The 10,015-nt window shown below is 66.9% G+C and carries 11 protein-coding genes; 3 read left to right on the top strand and 8 right to left on the bottom strand.

Features of this window, described 5'->3' with window-relative positions; all coding sequences use genetic code 11:
* Nucleotides 1-24: 24 nt before the first annotated feature.
* From trpE to rpe, 3 genes are all read right to left on the bottom strand, one after another.
* Nucleotides 25-1,542 carry an anthranilate synthase component I gene (trpE, locus tag AC1DKV_RS30255; RefSeq protein ID WP_477138669.1) on the bottom strand — a complete coding sequence of 506 codons (1,518 nt, stop codon included), beginning with the start codon at nt 1,540-1,542 and terminating at the stop codon, nt 25-27.
* Between the two features lie 467 nt (nt 1,543-2,009).
* Nucleotides 2,010-2,741: a phosphoglycolate phosphatase gene (gene gph / locus AC1DKV_RS30260; protein WP_477138670.1), complete on the bottom strand. Its 732-nt coding sequence runs from the start codon at nt 2,739-2,741 to the stop codon at nt 2,010-2,012.
* A complete protein-coding gene (gene rpe, locus AC1DKV_RS30265) occupies nt 2,738-3,448 on the bottom strand; it encodes a ribulose-phosphate 3-epimerase (protein WP_477138671.1) in 711 nt (236 codons plus the stop codon). The genes gph and rpe overlap by 4 nt, the downstream gene beginning before the upstream one ends.
* A gap of 186 nt (nt 3,449-3,634) precedes the next feature.
* Here rpe and apaG point away from each other — a divergent pair, with 186 nt between their 5' ends.
* Nucleotides 3,635-4,009, top strand: coding sequence for a Co2+/Mg2+ efflux protein ApaG (apaG, locus tag AC1DKV_RS30270; protein ID WP_477138672.1), 375 nt, complete (start codon nt 3,635-3,637; stop codon nt 4,007-4,009).
* A 30-nt stretch (nt 4,010-4,039) separates the two neighbouring features.
* On the opposite strand, the gene AC1DKV_RS30275 is transcribed toward apaG, so the two are convergent.
* Nucleotides 4,040-4,261, bottom strand: coding sequence for a hypothetical protein (locus AC1DKV_RS30275; protein WP_441622710.1), 222 nt, complete (start codon nt 4,259-4,261; stop codon nt 4,040-4,042).
* A gap of 88 nt (nt 4,262-4,349) precedes the next feature.
* Between AC1DKV_RS30275 and mltA the strand changes: the two genes are divergently transcribed.
* Nucleotides 4,350-5,507 carry a murein transglycosylase A gene (gene mltA, locus AC1DKV_RS30280; protein WP_441622712.1) on the top strand — a complete coding sequence of 386 codons (1,158 nt, stop codon included), beginning with the start codon at nt 4,350-4,352 and terminating at the stop codon, nt 5,505-5,507.
* 39 nt (nt 5,508-5,546) lie between these two features.
* Here the strand turns inward: mltA and paaK are convergent, their stop codons facing one another.
* The 3 genes from paaK to paaG form a co-directional block, all read right to left on the bottom strand.
* Nucleotides 5,547-6,851, bottom strand: a complete 1,305-nt coding sequence (gene paaK, locus AC1DKV_RS30285; protein ID WP_477138673.1) for a phenylacetate--CoA ligase PaaK — start codon at nt 6,849-6,851, stop codon at nt 5,547-5,549.
* An 81-nt stretch (nt 6,852-6,932) separates the two neighbouring features.
* Nucleotides 6,933-7,334: a hydroxyphenylacetyl-CoA thioesterase PaaI gene (paaI, locus tag AC1DKV_RS30290; RefSeq protein ID WP_477138679.1), complete on the bottom strand. Its 402-nt coding sequence runs from the start codon at nt 7,332-7,334 to the stop codon at nt 6,933-6,935.
* Between the two features lie 93 nt (nt 7,335-7,427).
* Nucleotides 7,428-8,240: a 2-(1,2-epoxy-1,2-dihydrophenyl)acetyl-CoA isomerase PaaG gene (paaG, locus tag AC1DKV_RS30295; protein WP_477138674.1), complete on the bottom strand. Its 813-nt coding sequence runs from the start codon at nt 8,238-8,240 to the stop codon at nt 7,428-7,430.
* 539 nt (nt 8,241-8,779) lie between these two features.
* On the opposite strand from paaG, the gene AC1DKV_RS30300 reads away from it, so the two are divergent.
* Nucleotides 8,780-9,556: an enoyl-CoA hydratase gene (locus AC1DKV_RS30300; RefSeq protein WP_477138675.1), complete on the top strand. Its 777-nt coding sequence runs from the start codon at nt 8,780-8,782 to the stop codon at nt 9,554-9,556.
* A gap of 118 nt (nt 9,557-9,674) precedes the next feature.
* On the opposite strand, the gene AC1DKV_RS30305 is transcribed toward AC1DKV_RS30300, so the two are convergent.
* Nucleotides 9,675-10,015 (bottom strand): hypothetical protein (locus AC1DKV_RS30305; protein ID WP_477138676.1); only part of this gene is annotated, 341 nt, incomplete at its 5' end.

Here is a 10,015-nt window from a genome sequence, read left to right on the forward strand (position 1 = left end):
CCGCGGCCCGCCGTGTCGAAACCGTCAGATATCCGAGTCCAGTCCGTCCTGGACCTGCTCGGCGGCGCGGATCACGGCGCGCGCCTTGGCTTCGGTTTCCMTCCATTCGGCTTCGGGGTCGGAGTCGGCGACGATGCCGGCGGCGGCCTGCACATACAGGTTGCCGTCCTTGACGATGCSGGTGCGGATAGCGATGGCCAGGTCCATCTCGCCGCCGAAGGACAGGTAGCCCACCGCGCCGCCGTAGATGCCGCGCTTGCGCGGCTCCAGCTCGTCGATGATTTCCATCGCGTGCACCTTGGGCGCGCCGGAGAGCGTGCCGGCCGGGAAGGTGGCGCGCAGCACGTCGAGGTTGCTCATGCCGGGCTTGAGCGTGCCTTCCACCGAACTGACGATGTGTTGCACGTGCGAGTATTTCTCGATMACCATCTGGTCGGTGACCTTGACCGAGCCGATCTCGGCGATGCGGCCGATATCGTTGCGCGCCAGGTCGATCAGCATCACGTGCTCGGCGATTTCCTTGGGATCGTTCAGCAGTTCGGTGGCCAGCTGCGCGTCCTTCTCCGGCGTGTTGCCGCGCGGGCGGGTGCCGGCCAGCGGGCGAATGGTGACGATATGGTCTTCGCGCTGCTCGCCGTTGGTACCGGTGCGGCGGCTTTCCTGGCGCACCAGGATCTCGGGCGACGCGCCCACGATCTGGAAGTCGCCGAAGTTGTAGAAATACATGTACGGCGACGGGTTCAGCGAGCGCAGCGCGCGGTACAGCGTCAGCGGCGAGTCGCGGTACGGCTTGACCAGGCGCTGGCCGATCTGCACCTGCATCATGTCGCCGGCCATGATGTACTCCTTGGCCTTGTGCACGGCGGTGAGGTAGTCGGCCTTGTCGAATTCGCGGTAGACGTCGGTCTGCACCGAGGGGCTGGTGATCGGCACATCCACCGGCTGGCGCAGCTTCATGCGCAGCTCGCGCRGGCGCTGGCGGGCGCGGGCATAGGCCTCGGGCGTGGTCGGRTCGGCGTAGACRATCAGGTAGAGCTTGCCCGAGAGGTTGTCGATCACGGCCAGCTCTTCGCACAGCAGCAGCTGGATGTCGGGCAGGTTGAGGTCGTCCGGCTTTTGTGTGCTGGCCAGCTTCTTCTCGATGTAGCGCACCGCGTCGTAGCCGAAGTAGCCGGCCAGGCCGCCGCAGAAACGCGGCAGCCCMGGGCGCAACGCCACCTTGAAACGCTTCTCGAAATCGGCGATGAAGTCGAGCGGGTTGCCCTCGTGGGTTTCCACCACGCGGCCGTCGGTGACCACCTCGGTGCGCATGCCGGAGGCGCGCAGCAGCGTGCGGGCGTGCAGGCCGATGAAGGAGTAGCGGCCGAAGCGCTCGCCGCCCACCACCGATTCGAGCAGGAAGGTGTTGACCCCGCGCGTTTGCGACTGCGCCAGCTTGAGATACAGCGACAGCGGCGTTTCCAGGTCGGCGAAGGCTTCCGCGATCAGGGGGATGCGGTTGTAGCCCTGCTCGGCCAGCGATTTKAATTCCAGTTCGGTCATGTCGATCCTCTTGTGCGGCGGCGCGGGTGCCCTGGGCTGTGCGCTCGGCCGCGGTGTCGGCAGTTTGGGGCTGGAAGGTCGTCAGACCCGCCCCGGGGAAGGACCTGGCACGGACAGCAGTCCGCGCACGGCCGGGGTGGGCGTGCAGCGCGTTCGGGTGACAGCAGGCGCAATGCCTGGGATGTCGKGCGGCTGGAAATTCTGTGAAGGTCCGGCAACCTGCCGGCCTGGCCGGCCCCGTTCCATCTTAGTGCATCGGCCGGTACCGCGGCGATGCAGGAAAACGGGGGCGGTCAGGAGACTCGCGAACGCACTTTACGCCTGTTGGGAGGCGCGCCAGCGACGCCAGGGCCAGGCCTGCCGATCACTGCCAGAAGAGATGCGTTTGCGGTTCAGAAACATGAAATCGTGTTCAGCGATTTACGGTTTGGATGCGGCGGTTCGGGTGGTGCCTCGGGCCGCGGGGATCATGCCCGGTGTGCTGCAAACACCTCTGCAGCCTGGGCAATGGAATCGACTATACCATCGGCGTCGACGCCTTGTACAGGATTGCCATGGTTGTAGCCATAGGGCACCAGCAGCACACCCATGCCGGCCGCGCGTGCCGCCTGGGCATCATTCTCCGAGTCGCCGATGGCGGCAATCTCGGCCGGCTCGAGCCGGAATGCATCGGCCACCTTGAGCAGCGGCAGCGGGTCGGGCTTGCGCAGGGCGAAGGCGTCGCCGCCGTAGACCAGTTMGAAAAAGCGCGCCAGGCCGGTCTTGGCCAGCAGCGGCTCGGTGAAGTTGTGTGGCTTGTTGGTCACGCAGGCCAGGCGCAGGCCGGCCGCCTTCAGCGCTGCCAGCCCCTCGCCCACGCCGGCGTAGACCTGCGAGAACTGGCCGTTGATGCGCAGGTACTCGCGGTCGTACAGGGCCAGCGCATCGGCGAACATGCCATTGGCGTGGGCCGGCGGGAAGCGCGCGTCGAGCACGCGCCGGATCAGGTTTTCCGAGCCCTTGCCGACGAAGCTGACGATTTCTTCCCGGCCCAGCGGCGCCGCGGGGCGGAGCTGCGGGTGCAGGCGCACCAGCGCGCTCAGCATMGCATTGACCGCGGCATGGAAGTCGCCCGCGGTGTCGACCATGGTGCCGTCCAGGTCGACGATGACGGCGCGGATGCCGTGCCAGTCGGTGCGCTTGAGCCGGGCCGCGCTCATTGGCCTGCCTTGCCGGCCTTGGCCAGTTCGGCGCGCAGGGCGCCCAGCACGCCCTTGTAGCCGCCGTCGGCGTCCGGCTTGCCGAACACGGCCGAGCCGGCCACGAAGGTATCGGCCCCGGCCGCGGCGATCTCGGCGATGTTGTCCACCTTCACGCCGCCGTCCACTTCCAGCAGGATGCGCCGTCCGCTGCGCTCCGCGTATTCGTCGATGCGCCGGCGCACCGCGCGCAGCTTGTTGAGCGTCTCGGGGATGAAGGACTGGCCGCCAAAGCCGGGATTGACCGACATCAGCAGGATCACGTCGAGGCGGTCCATGACGTGGTCCAGGTAGTTCAGCGGCGTGCCCGGGTTGAATACCAGGCCGGCCTGGCAGCCGTGGTCGCGGATCAGCGCCAGGGTGCGGTMGACGTGCTCGCTGGCTTCCGGGTGGAAGGTGATGATGTTGGCGCCGGCCTTGGCGAAATCCGGGACGATGCGGTCCACCGGGCGCACCATCAGGTGCACGTCGATGGGCGCCGTCACGTGCGGACGGATTGCCTCGCACACCAGCGGGCCAATGGTCAGGTTCGGCACGTAATGGTTGTCCATCACGTCGAAGTGGATCCAGTCGGCGCCGTCCGCGGTCACGCGTTTGACTTCTTCGCCCAGGCGGGCGAAATCGGCGGACAGGATGGACGGGGCGATGCGGTAGTCGGGGGTGCTCATGGCGGCGGGCTCGTGGGGTGCGTTCAGCGCAATTCCAGCGCGAAGTCCGCTATTTTACCCTTCCCGGGCGGGGTTTCGCTGCCGGGCGGCCCCGCCGCCGGCCCTCCTGCCGGCGGGGCCCGGCTTGCCGCCCCCCCGGCCTTGCCGCACAATGCGCCTACCTTAGCCCGCCGTGATGTGCCGACAATGAGCGAATACGCGTTTTCCGTGGCCGTGCGTACCCAGTACCTGGCCKATCAGTCCGACCCCGAGCGCGGGCGCCACGCCTTCGCCTATACCATCACCATCCACAACACCGGCGAGGTGGCCGCGCAGCTGATCTCTCGCCACTGGGTGATCACCGATAGCGACAACGGCACGCAGGAAGTGGCGGGCCTCGGCGTGGTGGGCCACCAGCCGCTGCTCAAGCCGGGCGAGCATTTCGAGTACACCAGCTGGGCCACGATCTCGACGCCGATCGGCTCGATGAAGGGCGAGTATTTCTGCGTGGCCGAGGATGGCCATCGCTTCGAGGTGCCGATCCCGGAGTTCGCGCTGGTACTGCCGCGCATGCTCCACTGAGAGCGGCCTTCCGCCCGCGCGGTGCGAAACCTAGCGGCCTGGCGTGCTGTCCTGATCCTGTCGGGCGTGGGCGCCGGACTGGCTGTCGCCCTGGCCGGCGCGCGAAGGGTGATCGTCCGGCGCGCGGGTGGGGCGGGGGTTCTTCTTCGCCGTGCCCATGGTCCAGACCACGATGAAGATCAGCAAGAAGAGCGCCACTCCGGCCTCGAGGGCGAACAGCAGCATGGGATGGGCTTCGAAAAACTTGCTCATGACAGGACCACGTGGAGGCGACGCTGGGCATTGTAGGGCATCCGCAGATGCGACCGGCCGCCTGTCTCCGCGTACTCACCCAATCAAGATGGCATACCTGGATTCCTTTTTCCGCTTACCCATTCCTCCCGCGCGCGCTTCGCGCGGCGCCGCAGGGGCCCGCCGGCTCGGCTGGCTCGGGCTGTCCGCCGCGGCTGCGCTGCTGGCCGGTTGCATGAGCGGCCCGCCGCCGCGCATCGAAGGMCCTGGCACGCAGCCCGTGACGCCGCCGGCCGCCTCCGCGCAGAAGGGGCAACTGCAGGCGGCCAGCTGGGCCGAAATCGGCGGCTGGGGCCAGGACGACGTGCGCGCCGCGTGGCCGGCGCTGCAGGCCAGCTGCCAGGCACTGAAGAAGCGCGCCGAGTGGAACCGCGTCTGCGCGATCGGCCTGATGGTCGACGCCGGCGACCTGGGCGCCATGCGCGCCTACTTCGAGTCCAACTTCCAGCCGTTCCGCGTGGTCAACGGCGACGGCACCGACAGCGGCCTGATCACCGGCTACTACGAACCCATCCTGCACGGTTCGCGCACGCGCCAGGGCCAGTACCAGGTCCCKCTCTACCGCAAGCCGCCGCAATGGGGCAACCGGCCGCTGCCGGCGCGCGGCGAACTGCTGCAGAACCCGGCGCTGCGCGGGCAGGAACTGGCGTGGGTGGACGACGCCGTGGAGGCCGCCTTCCTGCAGATCCAGGGCTCGGGCCGCATCCGCCTGGCAGATGGCACCGTGATGCGCGTGGGCTTCGGCGGCACCAACGACCAGCCGTTCCGCTCCTTCGGCAAGTGGCTGCTGGATCGCGGCGAGATCACGCCCGCGCAGGCCACCATGCAGGGCATCAAGGGCTGGGCGCGCGCCAATCCGGGCCGCGTCGAGGAAATGCTCAACGTCAATCCGCGCTTCGTGTTCTTCCGTGAGCTGCCGCCGACCAATGAAGGCCCGGTCGGCGCGCTGGGGGTGCCGCTGACGGCCGAGCGCTCGATCGCGGTCGACCCGGCCACGATCCCGCTGGGGGTGCCGGTCTTCCTCTCCACCACCAGGCCGCTGTCGGCCGAACCGATCCAGCGCCTGATGTTCGCGCAGGATACGGGATCGGCCATCAAGGGCGGAGTGCGCGCGGACTTTTTCTGGGGCGCCGGCGATGCGGCGGGCGAAGCGGCCGGCCGCATGAAGCAGGGCGGGCGCATGTGGGTGCTGATGCCGCGCAGCTGACGCGAGTACGCCCGGCCCGCCGCGGGCCGGGCTGCCTCGTCAGCGCGGGCGCTGGTCGACGATGCGGCGCGCCTTGCCCACCGAGCGTTCCACGCCGCCCGCGGGCAGGATCTCGATGCCCACGGTCACCCCGATATATGCCTTGATGTCGTAGGTCAGCTGCGCACTGGCCTGCTGCGTGGCGCCAGGMTCCACGCCGTGTGCGCATTCCACGCGCACGGTCAGCACGTCGAGATGGCCGTCCCTGGTCAGCACGCACTGGTAATGCGGCGCCAGCTCAGGGTGCTTGAGGATCATCTCCTCGATCTGGGAGGGAAACACATTGACGCCGCGGATGATCATCATGTCGTCCGAGCGGCCGGTGACCTTCTCCATGCGGCGGAAGGCGGCGCGGGCGGTGCCGGGCAGCAGCCGGGTCAGGTCGCGGGTACGGTAGCGCACGATCGGCAGCGCTTCCTTGCTCAGCGTGGTGAAGACCAGTTCGCCGAATTCGCCGTCGGGCAACACTGCGCCGGTGTCCGGGTCGATCACCTCGGGATAGAAATGGTCTTCCCAGATGGTCGGGCCGTCCTTGGTCTCGGCGCATTCGCTGGCCACGCCCGGGCCCATCACTTCGGACAGCCCGTAGATATCCACAGCCGAGATGCCCATGCGCTTCTCGATGGCCAGGCGCATTTCCGGCGTCCACGGCTCGGCGCCGAAAATGCCCACGCGCAGCGAGGTGGAGGCCGGATMGATGCCCTGGCGCTCGAACTCGTCGGCGATGGCCAGCATATAGCTGGGCGTGACCATGATCACCTCGGGCTTGAAATCCTGGATCAGCTGCACCTGKCGCTCGGTCTGGCCGCCGCCGAAGGGAATCGCGGTGAGCCCGGCCTTCTCCACGCCGTAATGCGCGCCGAGCCCGCCGGTAAACAGGCCATAGCCGTAGCTGATGTGCACCTTGTCGCCGCGCCGCGCGCCGGCCGCGCGGATCGAGCKCGCCACCACCGTGGCCCAGGTCTCGATGTCGCGGAGCGTGTAGCCCACCACGGTCGGCTTGCCGGTGGTGCCCGACGAGGCATGGATGCGCGCGATGCGGTCCTGCGGCACGGCGAACATGCCGAACGGATAGTTGTCGCGCAGGTCTTGCTTGGAGGTGAACGGAAAGCGGGCAAGGTCGGCCAGCGTGCGCAACTGGTCCGGATGCACGCCGGCCTCGTCGAACTTGCGCCGGTAGACCGGCGAATTCCCGTAGGCGTGGTTGAGCGACCATTTCAGCCGTTCAAGCTGCAAGGCCTGCAATGCGTCGCGGCTGGCGGTCTCGATCGGCTCTAGCGGCAGATCTGTGAGGCGCGTGCTCATATTGTCTCCTGCGCGGGGCTTATGTTTCTGGCTTGCGTTCGACTGGTATGCGTTCGATTGGTATGCGTACGGATAGGGAGCTTACCGCGCGGGCCCGGGCGGGGCGACCACGTKCCCCTTGATCTGGGCGGATTTGCCGCGGAACATCGCCACCGTCTCGCCGGCGCGGTTGGTGACGCGGATATCGTAGATGCCATGCCGCCCGGACAGGACCTGCTCGGTAGCCTCGGCCGTCAGCAGGTCGCCGCCCTGCACGGGTTTGAGGAACTCGATGCTGCAGCCGGCCGCGACCGTATTGATATTGTGGCTGTTGCAGGCGAAGGCGAAGGTCGAGTCGGCCAGCGTGAACATCAGGCCGCCGTGGCAGATGCCATGGCCGTTGAGGAACTCCTGCCGCACCGGCATGGACAGGCGCGCATAGCCGGGGCGCACGGCTTCGAGGGTGATGCCGAGCCAGCGGCTGCAGGCATCGGCTTCGTACATGCTGGCGGCGGCCGCTTCGGCGAGGGCCTGGGGAGTCTGGGGAAGCTGGGTCAAGCTGGTCTCCTGGTGGGGCGGGGGACGAAAGCCGTGGTGCTAGCGCCCGCTGAAGCGGGGCGCGCGCTTTTCCAGGAAGGCGTTCACGCCTTCCGCGTAGTCGTGCGAGGCGCCGAGCTCGCGCTGCAGGTCGCGCTCGAGGTCCAGCTGGGCATCGAGCCCCTGCGTCGCCCCGGCGTGCATGGCCTGCTTGATGGCCGCCAGCGCGCGCGTGGGTTGCGCCGCCAGGTGGGTGGCCAGCGCCAGCGCCTGCTCGGGCAGCAAGGGATCGTCCATGACCTCCCAGATCAAGCCCCATTTTTCGGCCTCGTCGGCGCTGAGCTTGTCGCCGGTCATGGCCAGGCCCATGGCGCGCGCCATGCCGATGCGCTTGGGCAGCAGCCAGGTGCCGCCGGAATCCGGCACCAGGCCGATCTTGACGAAGGCCTGGATAAAACTGGCCGAGCGCGCCGCCAGCACCATGTCGCAGGCCAGCGCCAGGTTGGCGCCGGCGCCGGCGGCGGTACCGTTGACGGCGGCAATCACCGGCAAGGGCAGCTTATGCAGGCGGCGGATCAGCCGGTTGAACCAGACATCGATCAACTCGCCCAGGTCAGTCATGGCGCCCGGGGTGAAGTCCAGGTCGGCCAGGTCCTGCCCGGCGCAGAAGCCGCGGCCGGACCCCGTCAGCAGGAGGGCGCGGGCACCGCCGGCCTCGACATGGTCGAGCGCCTGCTGGAGCACGCCATGCATCTCGCGCGTGAAGGCATTGAGCTTGTMGGGACGATTGAGGGTGATCACTGMGACCTGGCCATGCCAGGCTAGCAATACCGGGCCGGAAGTCAGGCTGGCCTGAGGGGGCGTATCTGGCATCTTTGTCTCCTGCCTTGATGGTGGCTGGTAGTCCTGGCCGCGGTGCGATCGCGGATCGGGGCCGATGGCGCGGATCCCGGTACCCGGCACGCGGCCGCGGTTCCTCTTCTATATAGAGGGATCTGCCGCACATTAAAAATTAACCGACCAGTCGGTCGGGCAATGGTAGCATTATTTCGGCCGGGTGAGGGATGGTGTGGCACGGATGAAAACCCAGGGCCGCCAGGTATGGCGCGAGGCGGACTTCGGCGCACCGCACGGCCCGGATGAGCACGACGAGGCAAGCGCCGAGCGCCCCCGGCAAACCGACCAGTAGCGTAATACTGCCGGGCGCCACGCTGAGGCGGCGGCGCCACGATCTGGGGCAAACGGGTTGGCCATTTCCGGCTCCGCTCGAAGCGATCGGGCGAGCGTGCCTCAGCGGCCGGCAGGTGCCAGCATGGCCCGCGCGCCGTATAGCCAGCGATTCCCGGAGCGAGTATCGTCTCGCGGACGACTGATATATCCCCATCCCGATMCATATCCAAAGAGGAGAACACATGCCGTACGAGAACATTCTGGTGGAGACGCGCGGACGCGTGGGCTTGGTGACCCTGAACCGGCCGAAGGCGCTCAACGCGCTCAACGATGCCCTGATKGACGAAGTGGGTGCCGCCCTGCTGGCGTTCGACGCCGATGACGCCATCGGCAGCATCGTCATCACCGGCAGCGAGCGAGCCTTCGCCGCCGGTGCCGATATCGGCATGATGGCCAAGTACTCCTATATGGATGTGTACAAGGGCGACTACATCACGCGCAACTGGGAAACCATCCGCCGCATCCGCAAGCCGGTGATTGCCGCGGTGGCCGGCTACGCGCTGGGCGGCGGCTGCGAGCTGGCAATGATGTGCGACATCATCATCGCGGCGGACAGCGCCCGCTTCGGCCAGCCGGAAGTCAAGCTGGKCACCATGCCGGGCGCCGGAGGCACGCAGCGCCTGCCGCGCGCCGTCTCCAAGGCCAAGGCCATGGACCTGTGCCTGACCTCGCGCATGATGGATGCGGCCGAAGCCGAGCGCGCAGGCCTGGTGTCGCGCGTGGTTGCTGCCGACAAGCTGCTGGATGAAGCCGTGAGCGCGGCGGAGACGATTGCCGGCTTTTCCCTGCCTGTCGTCATGATGATCAAGGAGTCGATCAACGCCGCCTACGAAACCAGCCTGAGCGAAGGCGTGCATCTGGAACGGCGCCTGTTCCATTCGACCTTTGCGACGGACGACCAGAAGGAGGGAATGGCGGCGTTTGTGGAGAAACGAGCACCCGAGTTCCGCCATCGCTAAAAACTTGATAGGGAAATACCCGAGTAACTCAATTGGGTATTCCTTTCTCCGCGACTTTCTGAAAAGCCATATTTCCTTTGAATATCAAAGGCTTGCTTCCCGCGATCGCGGATGCCACTCATGATTCTGTGACAAAACGGTTGCCAAGGCGGAGTCGGGACCTTAATATTCGCTCCCTCGCAACACGAAGCGCGGCTGCAAAGCAGACGGGACAAGGGTTGCGGGGTGAACGGGTGAGGTTGGCGGTGCGGATAGCGCGGCGAACCGGAGCAAAAAAAGATTGCGAAACCTGTTGACGAAACGTAGAAAGTTCTTCATAATCTCGTTTCTCTGCTGCTGACAACAAAGCAGCGACGCGGTAAGCAAAGCGAATCGCGGCAAGTTCTTTAACAAACAAACAACCGATAAGTGTGGGCGCTTGATAGCGGATGCCCGGTGCGCAAGCATCGGAGCTTACAA

The organism is Cupriavidus sp. 05T41 (assembly GCF_056396525.1).

Bases quoted from the DNA above. Each gene is read 5' to 3' on its own strand.
- AC1DKV_RS30275 (WP_441622710.1), bottom strand. From the start codon at position 4,261: ATGAGCAAGTTTTTCGAAGCCCATCCCATGCTGCTGTTCGCCCTCGAG.